We start from the raw sequence: 17344 nt of genomic DNA, 5'->3' as shown, positions 1-17344 counted from the left end.
GAGGGAATTGAGATACCGTGGCCGCATACCAAGGTATTTTTCGGCAATTCACCATGGGAGGAGGGAAAGCGGTAAAGGGATGTCAAAAGCAACGTGTAATTACTTCTTTCCCGTTATTCCTGTTCAAAGCCGCTGATCATGAAACTGATGGTGATGGCCAGTCCGACGAGCGCGAAAACGCCGTAAGTAAGGTTGCCCTGAATCCAGATGAGGTCGCCGGCTGGATAATTGAGGTTGATGACAAAGAGTCCGATGGCCCCGGAAATGAGCAATAAAATTCCAATGAACGGCAAAATCATAAATAGCGTGCCCATTTTTCCGCCTCCACTATCCAAGGATTTTAGCCAAGTATAGGAGGAGCATTAATAAAAGTCAATAAGATGGGCCAGAAGGCTGCAGTCTCTACCAGTTTGACGTTTAGCGCATAACCGTATATTATTGTTCTACCACATTATTCAGGATTATATTATTATTCAGGAGGTGAGATATGGTAAAACCAGCGGTTCTCAAGCCCGGCTATTTTGTGGCCGTCAGTTTGATTCCGCAAACGGCGCCAGAATGCTGCTATATCGGTCTCGTGCAGGTTCTGGATGAATACGGCGTACGCATGACGCAGGTGGAGTGGGATGACCAGCTGGACGGGGTGAAACAGTTCAGCGAAGACATTTTCGTTCCCTGGGTCAATGTTAATTCCATGCTGGTCTGCACGCAAGCGGAGCCGACAAGGCGCTTTGTCAGGGATAGGGCACCGGCGTGGAAAAAGCAAATTGAAGCAATGTACAAGAAAACGAAAGGTGAGAAATAGGAAAACGTAAATATAATCAGAGGAGGTACGATAATTATGCCGATAGTAACCGTAAGACTCATGGAAGGCAGGACTGTGGAACAGAAGCGGAAGCTGGTGAAGGATATAACCGATGCGGTGGTGAAGCATATCCAGGTTGAGCCGGACCAGGTTATCGTTAATTTCTTTGATATGCCAAAGCATAACATCGCCAAAGCCGGCAAGCTGCGCATCGACCAGTAGCTGGCCTTGACTTTTTGGAGATACAATAGGCCGGATATAAAATCAGGCGGAAATAGAACAGGCATTCCTTTGGGCACTGAAGAAGGCGATTTCGAGTAGTATTCAGTGTCCTTTTTTGTGGAAGCGACGATTTCCCTGACAAATGGTCGATTAAGTATAATGGGGAGAACGAATAATTATCATCATGAAATGAGGGAGAACAAAATGCGTGTGAAAGATAAGGTGGCTATCGTGACCGGTGGTGCCGGGGCCATCGGAGGGGAAATAACCAAACTACTGGCCCGGGAAGGTGCTAAAATCATCATCGCCGACGTGAATACTGAAGAAGCCAGCAAGTTAGTTGCTGAGGTCAAGGCTCTGGGGTCGGAGGCTCTGGCCGTAAATTCGGACGTTATTGAGATTGACCAGGCAGAGAAGATGGTCGAAGCAGCCCTGGCGCGTTTCGGGCAGGTAGATATACTGGTTAACGTGGCCGGCGGCTCCACCGGCCCATCGATTAAAACCAAGATGGACTTCTTCGCCCGGTCGGAGAAAACCCGCGGCGAGGAAATCGTACGCCTCAACCTGCTCGGGCCGCTGAACTGCGCACGGGCGGTCATCAACCACATGATTGAGAGGAGAAGCGGTGCCATCGTCAGCATATCTTCTACCGCCGGGGTAATCGGTATGATGAAGGGAGTCGAGTACTCCGCGGCCAAGGCAGGTATCATTGGTATGACCATGACGCTGGCCAAGGAGGCGGCACAGTACGGGATACGCGTCAACTGTGTTGCGCCAGGGATTGTGGGAACGGAGCGTGTCTTGAAGATGGCGCCGGACCGCATCCCCCAGTGGGAGAAGGGTATCAAGCTGGGTCGGTTGGCCAAGCCGGAGGAAATCGCCAGCGCGGTGCTTTTCCTGGTCTCTGACGAGTCCAGTTATATCACCGGCCAGAATATCGTTGTTGACGGCGGGCTGTGCCTGGGGCCGGAGGGGTATTGACAGCCCGGATACCGTGATAATAGTCACAGACAAACCAGACATCATTCCATAAAATGTATTTGATATTGATAATAGAATGGCCTATTGAGGAGAGCTAATGAAGTCAAGATACATCGTGGGGGCGTTAATCGGCGGGGCTATTGGCATTGTATTGAGCTACCTGTACAGTCAGGGTGACGGTGCCGCCATTGCCTCGAACCTGGGGATAGGGGCGCTGATTGGCGTACTGGTTGGACTGTATATCGTTTCCGCGGCCAGCCTGTCAGGCAAAGGCGGCACAAACGCTGATGGCTGTGGCACCGAAAGACCTCAGTTTGGCTGAGCGCCGTTCAACTGGGGTCCCGTGGAGGAACCCGAGGACAAAAAGGCCGGTGACGAGGGAAGGAATGCCGCTCTATGAATACGAATGCCCGGAGTGCGGCCGGAAACTGGAGCTACGCCGCGGCATTGCCGAGGGCGAGCGCGACGTCAAGTGCCCGGAGTGCGGGAAGGGTATACTCAAGCGAGTTCTGTCTCTCTTCAGTACCGCGTCTTCTGATAAGAGCTGTGCGCCGAGCGGTTCCACCTGAGGCGTAAGGATGTGAGGCAGTTTGCCTCGCCAAATTCATATCGTAACCAGTTAAGCTCAATTCGATGGCTTTCATCTTTCCCGGCAATACATATATGCCCCCAACCATCCCCACTAATCAATAACTCCATATTTTTTACATGGCCCGGGTTTGCTTAATCCAAATTGTGGGGTAAAATTACTCTAGCAGATGAAGCAGAGAGGAGGTGTACAGATGGTCTTTCAGCGAGATGGCAAACCGGCCGAAGGCAGACTTTCCGACAAGCTGGCCGAGCTCCTGAGGATAGAAAATGAAATCAGCAATATCATGAGGCGCTCCGATACTCTTCGCGGGAAGCCACTGACGGCGGTGCGCGACCTGATTCGGGATGCTCTGCACAAGGCCTATGAAATCGCCCTTGACTTTGGCCCCACGGAGATGTCCATTGAGGCGGGGATAGGCGTGCCGCCAAGGGTGTCAGTGCGTTTCACCTGGCCAATAGGGGAAGAAGCCAAGAAAGAAGAGCTTTCCCTTGATGAGCTGTTCAGGTAGTGGCGAGGTTTAGCCTTTGTAAAATCAGTGCAGATTTGGTATGCAGTAGCAGAGAGGGGGGAGATACCCCCTGCCTGATAATATATTCCTGCACAGCAAATTCCAAGTTCTTGTTTGTTAATCACAATAGGAATAATATATGCGAAGAATCAGAATGGTAGCAGGAAATAGCATTTATGTTTATTCACTTCACTTTTGGGTCGCTAGGTAAGCAAGGGAAAACTGAAGAGCAGACCGAACAAGTTATTGAGCTTATTTTAAAAAACAAGAGACTTATGGCATCTCCATGCACAGAATTTATCCCAGAATACCCTAAACCTGGTAGTATACGTATTCCGTTAGATAGGATGAAGTTTGGTGCCGATGGTTCTAAAGCAACGTTAACTCACGACTTAGACCAACGGGAAAACAAAGGATTACCTGATAACAATTCAATATATTTTCTGCAGAGAGATGTACTAATGCTTTCATTTATAAGAATTTCCTTTAATCAACTGAGAGCCTCTAACCACTCCAGAGAATACGGTAAGTTTGGAATAGCACTTACTGACAAATTGGTAGTGGGTCAATTTGAAATTATTGGGTCTTGACAAATGCTTGACCGCTTATGCTATACTTAAAATATGCAAAAGCGAAAAAGAACTCCAGATATAAATGTAATAGCTTCTAATATTGCGTCAGAGACCACTGCCGATTTTGCTGAAGAACCTGCCAAAGACCCCCACGCCGTTGCTCTAGGGCGTAAAGGTGGATTAAAAGGCGGTAAGGCTAGGGCTAATAAACTAACACCTGAGCAACGCAAAGAAATCGCTAAGAAAGCCGCACAAAAACGATGGGATAAGTAATATCAGGCGTTGGGCTCGACAAACTATTCTGATATTTTATTAAATCCCTCTCCCGCTCCTCCAATAGCTGTTTCTCCATAAGCGTCTCAATTATCTTATCTGCTGGTATCACCAATGCTATACCAGCATTGATTGGGACTTTACCACTTCCTAATATATCTCCAGCGAATTTTACATCTTGAGTAATATTATAATGCCCGTGAGTAAGACCCAGTAAAGCAAATTGCTGCCCACCAAATTTAATAATGCCGGGTTCTCTATCAACGGGAAAGTATACAAATGCCGGAGACCCGCTTTGCCCTCCCCAGGAGCGAGATTCAACAAGATAGGCATCCACTAAAGTTTTAGTCTCGCTACCAGGGACTAACTTTAGTGGTATTTCTTCTTTCATCAGAGAAATATTCCCAAATCTTACAATCGGTCGGTCGTGTTTTTGCCCTGAATATGCTGTAAATAAGCCAACAAAGAAAACATCATCACCAGTACTGACTTCATTATCAGTAATAAATTTCTCGGTAGCCAAAGCCTCAAGGGGGATAATCTTGCAATCATGCTTATCTGGAATTTCAATCGGGATTACTGCAACATCCGTTTTGGGGTGGCAAATCCAATTATCAGGTAGAACAACTACATCTTCATAATCATCATTTGATGATTTGAGACGAAGATATAAGTTGCCCCTTGCTGTCTCATATATGACGTGCCTTGCAGTCACAGCATATATCTGCGCATAGTCGTTAATTATAGGCATTGAAACAAAGAATGCTGTAGCAATGGGGATTCTTTCCTGCTTTAATGTATCAGGATTTTGCCTATCAATAAGCAAAAAGGATACACATTTAAGAAATTGATTATCAACTAACATATTCGGGAGTACCCCTGCGTGAAATATTCCATTTTTATAATCTCCAATTTTATGAGCCATTATATCACCTTTTGGTAAAAAATATTTTAAAATAACCCCGAAGGTACTTGACAATGCTTAAGCGGTCAAGTATAATACTAGTGTAATGAACAAGTTGAGCAAAGACCGCAGGGTAAAAGTCATTTCAGCTTTAGTTGAAGGCAATTCTATTCGTGCTACTTGCCGTATGACTGATACCGCTAAAGGCACGGTAACTCGATTGTTAGCTAGTGTCGGCGCTGCTTGTGCCGAGTATCAAGATAAACACTTAAGAGATTTAACCTGCGCTAATATTCAATGCGACGAAATCTGGTCATTCTGCTATGCCAAGCAAAAGAACGTGCCCGAAGATAAACAGGGTAGATTTGGCTATGGCGATGTCTGGACATGGACGGCGATTGATGCTGACACTAAACTTGTTTCCTCTTGGCTAGTCGGCCTACGGGATGCGGGCTATGCCTATGAGTTTATGCTTGACCTGAAAAGTAGGTTAGCTAATCGTGTTCAAATTACAACCGATGGCCATAGAGTGTATCTTAACGCTGTTGAGGATGCCTTCGGCTCTGAGGTTGATTATGCCATGCTAGTAAAACTATACGGCGTTGAGCCTGAAAGCGAAACTAGATACAGCCCTGCCCAATGTATAGGGGTAAACCACCGTACAGTTACGGGGCACCCTGACCCCGCTAAAATATCAACCAGCTTTGCCGAGCGCCATAATCTTACAATGCGAATGAGCATGAGGCGATTTACTAGATTGACTAACGCATTCTCAAAGAAGATAGAGAATCTGGAACATGCTGTGGCTCTCCATTTCATGTATTACAACTTTGCTCGCCCACATAAAACACTAGCTAGCCCCTATCCAACAACCCCAGCTATGGCAGCAGGGATTAGTGAGCGCATCTGGACAATAGAGGATATTGTAAAACTTGCCTCTTGACACCACCTATTTCAGGAGTATAATTCGGGCGGGGGCGGGGGGATAGTAAAGTAGGTGGCGCGCTTGGATTCAAGAAGGGAGAAAACCTCGCCTGAATGAAGAAGAGGTGCTCTTTCCTGTTTTCTTCCCCCCGCCCCCGCCCCCGCTCCGCTCATTTGTCTTTATACATCAGAAATAGAACTATACACACAAAAGCCAGGATTACAAGCCCACCTAGCGCCCACTGCCAGTATTCCCCGAACAAAGAAGTAAATCCGGCAACCATGAGAATTCCCACACATAATAAAAGAAGCACGAATAAGGTTAATAATAAGTCTTTAACTTTCGCCTTCATTTTTTGTCACTACTTATTATAACCCTTGACACCCACTTTGCAAGGAGTATAATCATATACACCTAATACAAAGGGGGTGAATTATGGCAAGGACAGACCGTAATTCTGGTAAGCCCTGGTCGCCTGCAGACGTCAGTAAACTCAAGGAACTCGTAAGGGGAAATACCCCGACACGAGTAATCGGATTAGAACTAGGCAGGACGCCCGATTCTATCTACTCTGAGGCATCAAAACTAGACATATCCCTAAAACCAACAAACCAATCACCGTATAATCGACGTCCTAAGAAGTAAGGATAGCGATGGCTTTTTCGTAAAGCCTACGTTCCCCCCTTGTCCATTGATGGTGATGTGCCGTTAAGGCTAGGGCGAGTTGGTCTAAAGCCTCAATGATGGTTTGTGTTTTTTCCATTCTAATCCTTCTCCTTTTCAAATTGACCCACTACCGACAAATTCCTTAAATCAAAAGGCATTCAGCCTGTACATTACTATACAGAAGAGTCATTATGGAGTGACCCACTGATTCAGGAGTGGAATTATAAGCTAAAAAGTCTACCCGCTGATAAAAGAGCAGATTGTGAAAAGGAAATCCTAATGTATAGGAAACCAGCCAAATTGTTTCCCACATTTAAGAATTCTGTAATGGCGAAGATTACGGTTACCCCGACTGGAGGAACAGTTGAGTATATTAAATATAACAGGTATCCAGAAGGGTATGATTTCACTAAGGAACGCGAATATAGAATTGCCTTTGATGAAGGTGAAAAATACCTTTATTTTGATGAGAGTGACCTATTTATGCTAATCACCCCAGATTTAAAAGCTAAGGAAAGGGTTGAATCGTTTTCAAAAAAGAACTGGTCTAAGCAACCAACGGTTAAAGTGTTCCCTAGCTGATTTTACTCACATAGTTGGCAGTGATTTGATAGTATCAATCAGCCTACTACAGCAGAATACATCTTCAAGATATCCTCAAACCTCACTGACCTTGTATATCTCTCTACCATCTAGATAGACTCCTATCTACCCTTTTGGGATGCTAAGTGGTATACTTATCTTTAAAACCTAGCCAATGGATTTGAAGGGAGGTGTCCTATGCCAAAAGGTACAATCAAAACGCTCATGGACCGCGGTTATGGGTTTATCAAGACAGAGGATGGAACAGACCTCTTCTTCCATAGCAACGTTCTTGAAGGAGTGGAATTTAATAACCTTAGCGAAGGGCAGGAAGTGGAATTTGAGAAGGGTCAGGGACGTGATGGTCGCCCCGCAGCAGTTAAGGTGAGGCTTACCGAGACTCAAGCATCCGATGATGGCGGAGATGACCAAGGCGGAGATGACCAAGGTGGAGGTGAGGACGAGGTCTAAGCATAGAACCACTCACGTCCAAGGGCTTATTACTCTCAATCCATAATAGCAGAATACAGCTTCAAACTATCCCCAAACCTCACTGACCCTGCCTGGGCATTGAGGGTCAGGCACTTGACAGTTTTTTATTTTGGTGTATAATTCCTAACATTAACATGATGTGGGGAGGGGGTATAATGCGCAGACCAATTGCCGACCGGATGCTGGATTTATGTGAGAACAGTGCTCAACAGGTTGCCGAGCTCTGGTATGCGGATGTCAGCACCAGCCCGAGGACTCCATCATATCACTCTGTCCCGGCACAGAGAGCTATCCTTCAGGCCACCGACATCTATAAAAACCTAAAAAATTTATATTTCGCTGAGAAACCATATCAGGCAATTCTGGAGTTTCTGAAAAAGAAGCAATACGCTGAATCGTTATATGAGGATAACATACCCATTCACGAGGCCGTCTACTCCCTTATCCTGATGAGAAGACATATCTGGCTCTTTTCCGAGCTTCACGCGGTGTACAGCGACACTGCTATGGAAATGCACCAGGCGCTGGAAAGCGTCAACAGGGTAGTCCTGTTATTCGATTACATCATTTATATCCTGGCTCAACTGCATTATGAGCTGGATAAACGGTAGCTTTAACTTCAAGCTATTCTGAAATCTAAATGACCTTGTATAACGTTCTACTGCGGTCATTGATTCCCACCTGCCCAAATCTCTTGCCAACCCTCTTGACAAATGACTGAAAGGTATTAAAATACAGGGTATAAATGACAAGGAGGTGTAGCCATGTATGCATCACTGACGACATTTAAAACCGCACCTGGCAAGCGTACAGAATGCGAAGGACTGGCTGATAAATTATTTCCAATTATGAAGGGTATGAAGGGCTTTAAGAACGTAGTGTATTTTGGCGATTCTGATAACAATGAATATGGCTCCCTTTATATATGGGAAACAAAAGAGGACTTGGAAGCTGCATATAATTTAATACGGCCCAAATTGCAAGAGGCGCTTGGCCCGCTTGCTATTGAGCCACCAGTTCGACGTATATTCGAAGTTTACGAACCAAAATCATAAATATTAACTCAGGATTCCCTTATAAAACTTCAGGCTGTCTTGAAAAGTTACTGAGTGGGTGTAGAACTCCACGTGGCAAGTAAAAAAATTGGCGGGAGCGTATGGGAGTCGAACCCACCGAAGACGCTACTAACGCCCCCCAACGGATTTGAAGTCCGCAAAGCCCACCGGGACTCATCCGCTCCCGACCAGCCAATCAGTATAGCGCACCAGCTGTTATAGTGCAATTATTCCGCCGGCTGCCTTTTATAAACGAGCTTGGCCAGCCAGATGCTCATCTCATAGAGGACGATAAGCGGGACGGCCACGAGACTCTGATTTATCGGGTCGAAGGTCGGCGTGATGATGGCAGCGAGGATGAAAGCAAAGATAATCGCCACCCTGCGATGGTCGGAAAGCCATTTCGGTTTGAGCACACCCAGCCTGGCCAGGAATGTGGTTATCACCGGCATCTCAAAGACGACGCCAATGGCGAGCATCAGACGGGCCACCACCGCCACGTAATTGCCCACGCGTATCTCGGGGGTGGCGATATCGGAGCCGAAGCTGGTCAGGAATCTGGTGGCGGGTGGAATGAGCACGAAATAGCCGAAAGCCACGCCCCCCAGAAACATCAGGACTACCCACGGCAGGATGACATAAACATATTTCTTCTCTTTACGGGTCAGCGCCGGGGAGGCGAACATGATGCCCTGAAAAACAAGGTAGGGCATGGCCAGGATAATACCAGCAATAAGGCACACCTTCATGATGGTGCCTATCATCTCGGTCATTTCAATATAGACAAGGTTAATCCCCTCGGCGGGGAGCTTCAGGATATAGAATATCCAGTCGTAGAAAACGAAGGCGATAACTGAGGCAACGGCAACGGCAATGACGCTTTTTATCAGGCGCCGGCGCAGTTCCTGAAGGTGTTGGAGGACGGACTGTTTCCTGTCTTCACTCATCTTTCGTGGTATCTCTCTCGGCCTTGCGGTCCTCCCGAGGTGGTGCGGGTTTATCCTTTTTTCTGCTCTCTGATTCTTCAATATCAATGTCTCTGGTTATCTGGGAGGTAAAGTCATTGGTTGCCTTCCTCAGGGAATGCAGCGTTCTTCCCAGGGTACGGGCAATCTCGGGTAACCTCTTTGGTCCCCAGATAATCAGGGCGACAACGAGGATGAGTAGTACTTCTCCTAAACCGATGCCGAAAAAGTCCATGTCTGTTCCTTGGCTGGATGCAAAGATTGATTTATCTGTAGAAGCGGTAGCCCACGAATAAGCTGATGGCTATGGCATTTAGCTCTTGGTATTTTTCTTGCGGGCAGACTTCCTGGGTTTGGGTTTCTCCTCTTCTTCTTCAACATCCTCACCGCGCTGCCCTTTCTGGAATGACCGCATTCCCTTGCCGATGGCACCGCCTACCTGCGGCAGCTTGCCAACGCCGAAAACGATAAGGATGATGACCAGGATGAGGGCTATCTCCCATGGTCCTATATGAAACGGCATAACCTGTTCCTCCTACCAGCAATGCTTTTCATCAACTTGAATTTAGATTATTGGTGTCGAGCAATCGTTCCTCATATGAAAAGACGGACAGTCTATTTCCCCGGGCATAACCGATTACGGTGATTCCCAGCTCTTTGCCCAGCGTAACCGCTCGCTCGGTTGGGGTACCGCGCGATACGACCATCGGCACCTGCATTCTGGCCGCTTTCAGCACCATTTCCGAGGAGATGCGGCCCGTGGTCAGCAGAATTTTATCCTGTGCCGACAGCTTCCTTATCAAGCAATCGCCCATAATCTTGTCCAGCGTATTATGACGCCCGATATCTTCCGCAGAGACCAGTATCCTTTCCCGGTCCGCCAGCGCCGAGGAGTGGATGCCGCCCGCTTCCTGAAACAGTTCCTGCTGCTGGTAAAGCTGGTGCATCAGTGACAGTATCTCCTCCGGGGCGACAACGAGGTCTGAAACCACCTTCGGTGAACTGGTGTCAAAGCTGACGCCGCTCCCGCAGCCCGAGGTGATGGTGCGCCTCGATGGCGCGTTATATTCGCTCTTCAAAAGTCGCACATCGGCAATTGGCTCATCTTCGCAGACTCGCAGGCTGGCTACGTCCTGCTGGTCGGCGATGATTCCCTCCAGGTATAGAAACCCGAGCACAAGCTGGATTAATCTGGTGGGTGTGCACAATATGGTGGCGACCTCCTGGCCATTGACGAAGATGGTCAGCGGCAGCTCACCGGGTATGGCTACTGTATCCCTCTGCCACTTTTCACCGCTGAAAAAGCGGCAGGTTACTTCCGGAGCAACGCTTTTTCCCGTGGGTTCCTTTACCGTTCTACCCATACTAACGTGTATTATACTAGTTGGCCGATACCATGTCTATGATGCTGAACTGGAAGGCGAAGTGCCAGAGGCTAATTTACACATAGCAGCGCAGTGTGGTATAATCACTCGATTTGTAATCAATAACCTATAACTGGTCAGTGAGGTGTAGTTTGGACAAGGAGAAGAAGGCTGAGATTATCAGCAATTACCAGAACAGGGACGGAGATACCGGTTCGACCGAGGTGCAGGTAGCCCTGCTTACCGATAGGATAAAGCAGTTGACCAACCATATGACGGCGAACAAACACGACTTTCATACTCAGCGCGGTCTGCTCAAGCTGGTTGGACAGAGAAGAAGGCTGTTGAACTACCTCAGTCGGGAGGACGTTAGCAAATACAATAAATTGATTAAACGACTCGGACTGCGTAAATAAGGTCTGAGCGGGGAGAGGATAGTGCAAAAACTTCAATCATTTCAATGTCAGGTCGGTGGCAAAGACCTTATTATCGAAAGCGGCAGATTTGCCGGTCAGGCTAATGGAGCGGTAACGGTTCGATATGGAGATACAGTAGTCCTGGTGACAGCCACCGTGGCGGATGAACCACGTGAGGGTATCGACTTTCTACCATTGACCGTAGACTACGAGGAACGACTGTACGCGGCGGGCAAAATTCCGGGCGGCTTCATCCGCCGGGAAGGACGCCCCAGCGAAGAGGCCATTCTGGCCTGCCGCCTCGTTGACCGCCCGATGCGACCGCTTTTACCGAAGGAATGGCGACGGGATATCCAGATTGTCGCTACCGTGCTCTCTGTTGACCATGAAAATGCCCCCGACGTCCTGGCGGTAATCGGTGCATCGGCGGCACTGTGCATATCGGAAATACCCTTTGATGGCCCGGTAAGCGCCGTTCACGTGGGCTGCATCAATGGCGAGCTGGTGCTGAATCCCGCGCTGGCCGAGCTTGAAAACAGCCAGCTTGATATGGTCGTGGCCAGCACCGGAAAGGCAGTTGTCATGCTGGAAGCCGGGGCCAAGGAGGTTTCCGAAGAGATTTTACCCAAGGCCATCCAGTTTGGATTTGAGGCTAATCAGGATATTATCCGACTTCAGGAACAGATAAGGCAGGCCTGCGGCAAACCTAAAGAGGAAGTGCCGGTTCAGGAGGACAACCCGGAGGTCGCTTCAGCAGTGGCATCAACCATCGGCGATGAACTGCCTGCCATACTGGCGGAAGCAGATAAATCCACCCGGGAGGAAAAGCTCGCTGGATTAAAGAAGAAGCTGGTGGAAAGCCTGGGTGAAACCTATGCCAAAGAGGATATTATGGCTGGCTTTGAGGCCAGGGCCAAGGCTGAAGTAAGAAACAATATCCTGGCGGGAAAACGTCTCAATGGTCGCGCCCTCAATGAAGTCAGGCCCATTGATGCGGAGGTAGGGCTTCTGCCGAGGACACATGGTTCGGCACTTTTCAGCCGGGGTCAGACACAGGTGCTGACCATTGTCACTCTGGGTTCAAAAAGGAAGGAGCAGCAGCTTGACGGCCTCGGTATCGAGGAGACGAAGCGCTTCATTCACCACTACAATTTCCCACCCTTCTCCAGTGGTGAGGCAAAGCGCCTGGGGTCGCCGGGTCGCCGCGAAATCGGACACGGCGCGCTGGCGGAAAGGTCTCTGGTGCCGGTATTGCCCGATGACGAGGATTTCCCGTATACCATTCGACTTGTCTCCGAGGTCCTCAGCTCCAATGGCAGTACCTCGATGGCAAGCGTCTGTGCGGGGAGCCTGTCGCTGATGGATGCCGGCATACCGATAAAAACCGCTGTATCCGGAGTGGCCATGGGCCTCATCACCGGCGAGAACGGTGAATACCAGGTATTAACCGATATCGAGGGTCTGGAAGATGCCTACGGCGATATGGACTGCAAGATTGCCGGGACCCGGGACGGCGTTACCGCCGTGCAAATGGATATCAAGCTCAAGGGTGTCAGCCTGGAAGTTCTGGAGAAGATAATCACGCAAAGCCATGAGGCGCGGATGTTCATTCTGGACAGGATGAACGAGACCATAAGCACCAGTCGACCCGAAGTCAGCCATTACGCGCCGCGGATGTACAAGATAAGCATCGCCCCCGATAAGATAGGCAGCGTTATCGGTTCCGGGGGCAAGACAATTCGCTCCATAACAGAGCAGACGAAGACAACCATCGACATCGACGATGAAGGTAACGTGGTGGTTGGTGCCATCAATGAAGAGGCCGCACGTAAAGCGATTGATATCATTGAAGGGCTGACCAAGGATGTGGAGATTGGCACCATCTATACGGGGAAGGTGGCGCGCATTTTCGACTTCGGTGCCATGGTGGAAATACTGCCCGGAAAGGAAGGCCTGGTACACATCAGTGAACTGGCTGACCATCGGGTGGGCAAGGTTGAGGATGTGGTTAAAATCGGTGACGAGATTACGGTCAAGGTAATCAACCTCGACAATTTGGGGAGGATAAACCTCTCCCACAGGGCGGTCAGTGAAACTGCTTCTCAGACCCCGGGCACAAGAGAAAGGGACTCTTCCAGGTCAAACCGCCCGTATCGGAAGGATAATGACTCCTATTCCGGGCGACGCGACCAGTTCCGGGGTCGTTAAGCATCTTCTTATCCAGCAGGGGAGACGCGATGGAGCCGATCAAGGTAATCGTTCATGGAGCCGCTGGCAAGGTCGGGCAGGAGGTGGTCAGGGCCGTATACGATGAAGAGGACATGCAGCTGGTTGGTGCCGTGGACGCAAAGGCCACCAAGGATTCACTGCCCCTGCCTGATAGTTCCGGTTCAGTTCCCTTTTCCGCTGACCTGGGTGATATCTTAACCCGCTGTCAACCCAACGTCATGGTGGATTTCAGCATCGCCCAGGCCACAATGTCGGCGGTGCGACCGGCCGCGGAACGGGGCGTCAGTCTGGTTATCGGCACGACCGGTTTCTCACCCGCTGAAATCAAAGAGATTGAGCGTCTGGCCACGGAGCACGGGATAGGTGCGGTGATGGCACCGAACTTTGCCCTTGGCGCGGTACTGATGATGCACCTGGCCAAGATAGCGGCCAAATACCTTGATTATGCAGAGATAATCGAACTGCACCACCATCTGAAAGCCGATGCTCCATCCGGGACAGCGCAAACGACAGCCAGATTAATGGCCGCAGCCAGAGGAAAGCCGTTTCTTCAGCCCAAAAGCAAAGATGCGGCGAGCCGGGGGGAGCAGGTAGAAGGGGTGAGCATCCACAGTGTACGCTTGCCCGGACTCATGGCTCATCAGGAAGTAATACTGGGTGCGCCCGGGCAGACATTAAGCATACGCCATGATACCATTAACCGGGAGTGCTACATGCCCGGCGTGATGCTGGCGATAAGAGAAGTAGTCAAGCGTAAAGGGCTCGTTTTCGGCCTGGACAAGTTACTTGGACTGTGAGGAAGCAATGAAGGAATGCAGTATTGCCATTGTCGGCGCCACCGGGCTGGTTGGACAGGAATTCATCAAGATACTGGCACAGCGCAGCTTCCCGATGGAATTAATAAGACTATTGGCCTCCGACCGCTCGGCAGGCAAGAAGCTGATGGTCAACAAGCAGGAAATCGAGGTCTTGGAGACAACACCCGACTCGTTTGAGGGGATAGATATCGCCCTTTTCTCCGCCGGTTCCGAGATAAGCCGTCATTTTTCGCCGCTCGCGGCGCAGTCGGGCGCGGTGGTGGTTGACAACAGTGCCGCCTGGCGCATGGAGCCCAATGTGCCCCTGGTGGTGCCTGAGGTCAATCCCGAGGACATTGAATGGCACAGCGGCATTATCGCCAATCCCAACTGCTCCACCATCCAGATGGTCGTGGCGCTCTACCCGCTGCACAAGGTCAACCCAATCAAGCGCATTGTGGTCAGCACTTACCAATCGGTCTCCGGCACCGGTGCCGCAGCGGTGGAGGAACTGAGTGTGCAAAGCAAGCAGGTGCTGGAAGGCCAGACCACCATTCCACATGTGTACCCGCATCAGATAGCCTTCAACGTGTTGCCGGAGATAGACGTTTTTCTCGATGATGGCTACACCAGAGAAGAGTGGAAGATGGTGGAGGAGACCAAAAAGATAATGCACGCCAGCGAGATTGCAATGTCGGCGACCTGTGCACGTGTGCCGGTATATACCGGGCACAGTGAGGCGGTCTGGGTGGAATTTTCATCTCCGATGATGCCCGATGAGGTCGAGCGTATACTCGTCGGGGCGCCGGGAGTGAAGATACTGGATGATTCGGCCATCAGTCTCTATCCGCACCCCTGGATGGCAGCGGGCACCGATGAGGTATTTGTCGGTCGTATCCGACGTGACACGTCCCATCCCAATGGGCTGGCTATGTGGATTGTCGCCGATAACCTGCGCAAGGGAGCCGCACTGAATGCGGTCCAGATTGCCGAAGAAATGGTCAAACGGGACTGGCTGAAACCACGGGAGGTAGCAAAATGAAAGAGCTGGGAAGATTGATAACCGCCATGGTTACCCCCTTAGATGAAAAAGGGGAGGTGGACTATGAACAGGCCACGAAACTGGCTCTTGCCCTGCTTGCTTCGGGGAGCGATGGTGTGCTGGTGGTCGGTACTACCGGGGAGTCGCCCACTATGCTGCGGGCGGAGGAATACCGCCTTTTCCGGGACATAAAAGCGGCTGTCGGCGGCAAAGGTACGGTTATCGCCGGCACTGGAAGCAACAGCACCGCCGAGGCCGTTGGAGCGACCAAGGAAGCGGAGAAAATCGGCGTTGACGCCTGCCTGCTGGTGGTGCCTTACTATAACAAGCCCACCCAGGAGGGTCTCTACCAGCACTTCAGGACGGTGGCGGAAAGCACCAGCCTGCCCTGTATCATGTACAACGTGCCCTCGCGCACCGTGGTCAATATGAATGCCGATACCGTCATCCGGCTGAGCAAAGTAGACAATATCATCGGGGTGAAGGAAGCGAGCGGTAACTTTGAACAGATAGCCAAAATCATTCAGGAGACCAGCGACGATTTCTTTGTCTGGAGCGGCAATGATACCGATACTTTCCTCATCATGGCCCTTGGTGGCTACGGCATCATCAGCGTGGCGTCTCATCTGGTGGGTAACCAGATAAAACAGATGATTGACAGCTTCGTCGACGGCAAGGTTGCCGAGGCAGCATCGATACACCGTCGACTTCTCCCGCTGGTCGATGCCCTGTTCATCATCTCGAACCCCATACCGGTGAAGTACGCCGTGAATCAGGTCGGTTTCCGGGTGGGCAAGCCGCGACTGCCGCTCACCGAGCCGGATGAAAAGACGGCGGCGATAATCAAGGACACGCTGAAGAACTACACCATAGACCTGCCGGTATAAGGATTTTAAGTTATTATACGGCTGCAAATAAGCCTGGGGATTTACTTGAGCGGCACTAAGTAAATGTATTTGTATATCGTCGCCGGATTAGCCCTGCTCATTTCGCTAATATTCAGTCGCGGCAAGACATTCCAGGGATTGAAAATCGCCGCCAGACGGTTTATCAGGATTCTTCCCGCCTTTTTGATAATGCTTATTCTGGTCTCCATTGTCCTCTACCTGGTGCCCGATGAACTAATTTCGCGGTATCTGGGCAGCGATAACAAATTTACGGCCATGGCACTGGCCTCTCTTCTGGGTTCCGTCACCGTTATGCCCGGCTTTATTGCTTTCCCGCTGGCGGGCATCCTTGTTCAGAAGGGTGTCGCCTATATGGTCATTGCCGCTTTTACCACCACACTGATGATGGTGGGCGTGCTCACCGCGCCCATAGAGAAAGCGTACTTCGGGTTGAAGGTCACTATTATCCGAAACGTAGTCGGCTTCTTTATCGCCCTGACGGTGGCCATCATGATAGGCCTGTTCTTCGGGGAAATTTTCCAATGAAACGAAATACTGTCATAACAATATTGCTCATTGCCAGTTACTTCGTTTTCCTGTTCGTTGCCTGGTTGACCGGGTTCAATCCCGGGCAGGAAATCGGCCGGAATTTCCTCTCTTTTGCCATTAGTATGCTCAAGATACTGCCGGGCGCTTTCATCTTAATCGGGCTCTTTGAAGTATGGGTGAAGCGGGAGACCATTGAGCGACACCTCGGTGAGGAGTCGGGCTTCCGCGGCTACCTCTGGGCGATATTGCTTTCCAGCACCACGGTTGGCGGGCTGTATCTGGCCCTGCCGGTGGCCTACGCCCTGTACAGCAAAGGCGCCAAGCTCAGCGTAATCTTCACCTACCTTGGCGCCGCGGCCATCTGCCGCATTCCGATGGCCATCTTCGAGGCTTCGTTTCTGGGAATAAAGTTCACCGCCATACGGTGGCTGGTTTCCCTGCCGCTGGTGATAGCGACTTCTATCCTGCTGGGCAATTACCTGACCCGAAAGGGCTATAAAGCACCGGCCGGGAAATAA

General features: G+C 50.1%; 25 protein-coding genes and 1 tRNA gene. 19 read left to right on the top strand and 7 right to left on the bottom strand.

The window, feature by feature from the left end; all coding sequences use genetic code 11:
- Nucleotides 1–113: 113 nt before the first annotated feature.
- Complete coding sequence (locus KKD83_07815; protein MBU2536050.1) at nt 114–314, bottom strand: hypothetical protein; 201 nt, start codon at nt 312–314, stop codon at nt 114–116.
- A gap of 173 nt (nt 315–487) precedes the next feature.
- On the opposite strand from KKD83_07815, the gene KKD83_07810 reads away from it, so the two are divergent.
- The 7 genes from KKD83_07810 (at nt 488) to KKD83_07780 (ending at nt 3698) form a co-directional block, all read left to right on the top strand.
- The gene (locus KKD83_07810) at nt 488–805 is read left to right on the top strand and encodes a hypothetical protein (GenBank protein ID MBU2536049.1); all 318 of its coding nucleotides are present in this window, start codon (nt 488–490) and stop codon (nt 803–805) included.
- 36 nt (nt 806–841) lie between these two features.
- Nucleotides 842–1027, top strand: a complete 186-nt coding sequence (locus KKD83_07805; protein MBU2536048.1) for a tautomerase family protein — start codon at nt 842–844, stop codon at nt 1025–1027.
- A 204-nt stretch (nt 1028–1231) separates the two neighbouring features.
- Nucleotides 1232–2008, top strand: a complete 777-nt coding sequence (locus tag KKD83_07800) for a glucose 1-dehydrogenase (GenBank protein ID MBU2536047.1) — start codon at nt 1232–1234, stop codon at nt 2006–2008.
- Nucleotides 2009–2105: 97 nt separating this feature from the next.
- A complete protein-coding gene (locus tag KKD83_07795) occupies nt 2106–2330 on the top strand; it encodes a hypothetical protein (protein MBU2536046.1) in 225 nt (74 codons plus the stop codon).
- A 64-nt stretch (nt 2331–2394) separates the two neighbouring features.
- Nucleotides 2395–2577 carry a zinc ribbon domain-containing protein gene (locus tag KKD83_07790; GenBank protein MBU2536045.1) on the top strand — a complete coding sequence of 61 codons (183 nt, stop codon included), beginning with the start codon at nt 2395–2397 and terminating at the stop codon, nt 2575–2577.
- Nucleotides 2578–2790: 213 nt separating this feature from the next.
- Complete coding sequence (locus KKD83_07785; protein ID MBU2536044.1) at nt 2791–3108, top strand: hypothetical protein; 318 nt, start codon at nt 2791–2793, stop codon at nt 3106–3108.
- Nucleotides 3109–3284: 176 nt separating this feature from the next.
- The gene (locus KKD83_07780) at nt 3285–3698 is read left to right on the top strand and encodes a hypothetical protein (protein MBU2536043.1); all 414 of its coding nucleotides are present in this window, start codon (nt 3285–3287) and stop codon (nt 3696–3698) included.
- 220 nt (nt 3699–3918) lie between these two features.
- Here the strand turns inward: KKD83_07780 and KKD83_07775 are convergent, their stop codons facing one another.
- Nucleotides 3919–4878, bottom strand: coding sequence for a serine protease (locus KKD83_07775; GenBank protein ID MBU2536042.1), 960 nt, complete (start codon nt 4876–4878; stop codon nt 3919–3921).
- Between the two features lie 85 nt (nt 4879–4963).
- Between KKD83_07775 and KKD83_07770 the strand changes: the two genes are divergently transcribed.
- The 5 genes from KKD83_07770 (at nt 4964) to KKD83_07750 (ending at nt 8577) form a co-directional block, all read left to right on the top strand.
- Nucleotides 4964–5800, top strand: a complete 837-nt coding sequence (locus KKD83_07770; GenBank protein ID MBU2536041.1) for a DDE-type integrase/transposase/recombinase — start codon at nt 4964–4966, stop codon at nt 5798–5800.
- A 975-nt stretch (nt 5801–6775) separates the two neighbouring features.
- Complete coding sequence (locus tag KKD83_07765) at nt 6776–7030, top strand: hypothetical protein (protein ID MBU2536040.1); 255 nt, start codon at nt 6776–6778, stop codon at nt 7028–7030.
- 198 nt (nt 7031–7228) lie between these two features.
- Nucleotides 7229–7501, top strand: coding sequence for a cold shock domain-containing protein (locus KKD83_07760; protein ID MBU2536039.1), 273 nt, complete (start codon nt 7229–7231; stop codon nt 7499–7501).
- Between the two features lie 176 nt (nt 7502–7677).
- Nucleotides 7678–8133, top strand: a complete 456-nt coding sequence (locus KKD83_07755; protein MBU2536038.1) for a hypothetical protein — start codon at nt 7678–7680, stop codon at nt 8131–8133.
- A 153-nt stretch (nt 8134–8286) separates the two neighbouring features.
- A complete protein-coding gene (locus KKD83_07750; protein MBU2536037.1) occupies nt 8287–8577 on the top strand; it encodes a hypothetical protein in 291 nt (96 codons plus the stop codon).
- Between the two features lie 89 nt (nt 8578–8666).
- Here KKD83_07750 and KKD83_07745 read toward each other — a convergent pair.
- The 5 genes from KKD83_07745 to fdhD all read right to left on the bottom strand — a co-directional run bounded on the left by KKD83_07745 (nt 8667) and on the right by fdhD (nt 10906).
- Nucleotides 8667–8763: transfer RNA gene (locus tag KKD83_07745), tRNA-Sec, on the bottom strand.
- A 41-nt stretch (nt 8764–8804) separates the two neighbouring features.
- Nucleotides 8805–9524 (bottom strand): twin-arginine translocase subunit TatC, encoded by a 720-nt coding sequence (gene tatC, locus KKD83_07740; protein MBU2536036.1) that lies wholly within the window; start codon nt 9522–9524, stop codon nt 8805–8807.
- Complete coding sequence (locus KKD83_07735; protein MBU2536035.1) at nt 9517–9777, bottom strand: TatA/E family twin arginine-targeting protein translocase; 261 nt, start codon at nt 9775–9777, stop codon at nt 9517–9519. The genes tatC and KKD83_07735 overlap by 8 nt, the downstream gene beginning before the upstream one ends.
- A 78-nt stretch (nt 9778–9855) precedes the next feature.
- Nucleotides 9856–10065, bottom strand: coding sequence for a twin-arginine translocase TatA/TatE family subunit (gene tatA, locus KKD83_07730; protein MBU2536034.1), 210 nt, complete (start codon nt 10063–10065; stop codon nt 9856–9858).
- A gap of 31 nt (nt 10066–10096) precedes the next feature.
- Nucleotides 10097–10906, bottom strand: a complete 810-nt coding sequence (gene fdhD / locus KKD83_07725) for a formate dehydrogenase accessory sulfurtransferase FdhD (protein MBU2536033.1) — start codon at nt 10904–10906, stop codon at nt 10097–10099.
- A gap of 152 nt (nt 10907–11058) precedes the next feature.
- Here fdhD and rpsO point away from each other — a divergent pair, with 152 nt between their 5' ends.
- From rpsO to KKD83_07690, 7 genes are all read left to right on the top strand, one after another.
- On the top strand, nt 11059–11322 hold the full coding sequence (rpsO, locus tag KKD83_07720; protein MBU2536032.1) for a 30S ribosomal protein S15: 264 nt from the start codon (nt 11059–11061) through the stop codon (nt 11320–11322).
- A 21-nt stretch (nt 11323–11343) separates the two neighbouring features.
- Nucleotides 11344–13530 (top strand): polyribonucleotide nucleotidyltransferase, encoded by a 2187-nt coding sequence (locus KKD83_07715; protein MBU2536031.1) that lies wholly within the window; start codon nt 11344–11346, stop codon nt 13528–13530.
- A gap of 29 nt (nt 13531–13559) precedes the next feature.
- The gene (dapB, locus tag KKD83_07710; GenBank protein ID MBU2536030.1) at nt 13560–14348 is read left to right on the top strand and encodes a 4-hydroxy-tetrahydrodipicolinate reductase; all 789 of its coding nucleotides are present in this window, start codon (nt 13560–13562) and stop codon (nt 14346–14348) included.
- A gap of 7 nt (nt 14349–14355) precedes the next feature.
- The gene (locus KKD83_07705; protein ID MBU2536029.1) at nt 14356–15390 is read left to right on the top strand and encodes an aspartate-semialdehyde dehydrogenase; all 1035 of its coding nucleotides are present in this window, start codon (nt 14356–14358) and stop codon (nt 15388–15390) included.
- The gene (dapA, locus tag KKD83_07700; protein ID MBU2536028.1) at nt 15387–16277 is read left to right on the top strand and encodes a 4-hydroxy-tetrahydrodipicolinate synthase; all 891 of its coding nucleotides are present in this window, start codon (nt 15387–15389) and stop codon (nt 16275–16277) included. Before KKD83_07705 ends, dapA begins: the two co-directional genes overlap by 4 nt.
- Nucleotides 16278–16340: 63 nt before the next feature.
- Nucleotides 16341–16823, top strand: a complete 483-nt coding sequence (locus KKD83_07695) for a permease (protein MBU2536027.1) — start codon at nt 16341–16343, stop codon at nt 16821–16823.
- The gene (locus KKD83_07690) at nt 16820–17344 is read left to right on the top strand and encodes a permease (protein MBU2536026.1); all 525 of its coding nucleotides are present in this window, start codon (nt 16820–16822) and stop codon (nt 17342–17344) included. The genes KKD83_07695 and KKD83_07690 overlap by 4 nt, the downstream gene beginning before the upstream one ends.

This window comes from Chloroflexota bacterium (assembly GCA_018829775.1).
Lineage (GTDB): Bacteria > Chloroflexota > Dehalococcoidia > Dehalococcoidales > RBG-16-60-22 > E44-bin89.
The sequence above is the reverse complement of the archived record's forward strand: the minus strand, read 5'-3'. Positions and strand labels throughout refer to the sequence as shown.

Coding starts and splice junctions, on each gene's coding strand:
- KKD83_07810 (MBU2536049.1), top strand. CDS start 488: ATGGTAAAACCAGCGGTTCTCAAGCCCGGCTATTTTGTGGCCGTCAGT.
- KKD83_07815 (MBU2536050.1), bottom strand. CDS start 314: ATGGGCACGCTATTTATGATTTTGCCGTTCATTGGAATTTTATTGCTC.
- KKD83_07795 (MBU2536046.1), top strand. CDS start 2,106: ATGAAGTCAAGATACATCGTGGGGGCGTTAATCGGCGGGGCTATTGGC.
- KKD83_07755 (MBU2536038.1), top strand. CDS start 7,678: ATGCGCAGACCAATTGCCGACCGGATGCTGGATTTATGTGAGAACAGT.
- KKD83_07805 (MBU2536048.1), top strand. CDS start 842: ATGCCGATAGTAACCGTAAGACTCATGGAAGGCAGGACTGTGGAACAG.
- KKD83_07750 (MBU2536037.1), top strand. CDS start 8,287: ATGTATGCATCACTGACGACATTTAAAACCGCACCTGGCAAGCGTACA.
- tatC (MBU2536036.1), bottom strand. CDS start 9,524: ATGAGTGAAGACAGGAAACAGTCCGTCCTCCAACACCTTCAGGAACTG.
- KKD83_07695 (MBU2536027.1), top strand. CDS start 16,341: ATGTATTTGTATATCGTCGCCGGATTAGCCCTGCTCATTTCGCTAATA.
- KKD83_07790 (MBU2536045.1), top strand. CDS start 2,395: ATGCCGCTCTATGAATACGAATGCCCGGAGTGCGGCCGGAAACTGGAG.
- KKD83_07785 (MBU2536044.1), top strand. CDS start 2,791: ATGGTCTTTCAGCGAGATGGCAAACCGGCCGAAGGCAGACTTTCCGAC.
- KKD83_07780 (MBU2536043.1), top strand. CDS start 3,285: ATGTTTATTCACTTCACTTTTGGGTCGCTAGGTAAGCAAGGGAAAACT.
- KKD83_07760 (MBU2536039.1), top strand. CDS start 7,229: ATGCCAAAAGGTACAATCAAAACGCTCATGGACCGCGGTTATGGGTTT.
- KKD83_07800 (MBU2536047.1), top strand. CDS start 1,232: ATGCGTGTGAAAGATAAGGTGGCTATCGTGACCGGTGGTGCCGGGGCC.
- dapA (MBU2536028.1), top strand. CDS start 15,387: ATGAAAGAGCTGGGAAGATTGATAACCGCCATGGTTACCCCCTTAGAT.
- fdhD (MBU2536033.1), bottom strand. CDS start 10,906: ATGGGTAGAACGGTAAAGGAACCCACGGGAAAAAGCGTTGCTCCGGAA.
- KKD83_07690 (MBU2536026.1), top strand. CDS start 16,820: ATGAAACGAAATACTGTCATAACAATATTGCTCATTGCCAGTTACTTC.
- tatA (MBU2536034.1), bottom strand. CDS start 10,065: ATGCCGTTTCATATAGGACCATGGGAGATAGCCCTCATCCTGGTCATC.
- KKD83_07765 (MBU2536040.1), top strand. CDS start 6,776: ATGGCGAAGATTACGGTTACCCCGACTGGAGGAACAGTTGAGTATATT.
- KKD83_07775 (MBU2536042.1), bottom strand. CDS start 4,878: ATGGCTCATAAAATTGGAGATTATAAAAATGGAATATTTCACGCAGGG.
- KKD83_07735 (MBU2536035.1), bottom strand. CDS start 9,777: ATGGACTTTTTCGGCATCGGTTTAGGAGAAGTACTACTCATCCTCGTT.
- KKD83_07770 (MBU2536041.1), top strand. CDS start 4,964: ATGAACAAGTTGAGCAAAGACCGCAGGGTAAAAGTCATTTCAGCTTTA.
- dapB (MBU2536030.1), top strand. CDS start 13,560: ATGGAGCCGATCAAGGTAATCGTTCATGGAGCCGCTGGCAAGGTCGGG.
- KKD83_07705 (MBU2536029.1), top strand. CDS start 14,356: ATGAAGGAATGCAGTATTGCCATTGTCGGCGCCACCGGGCTGGTTGGA.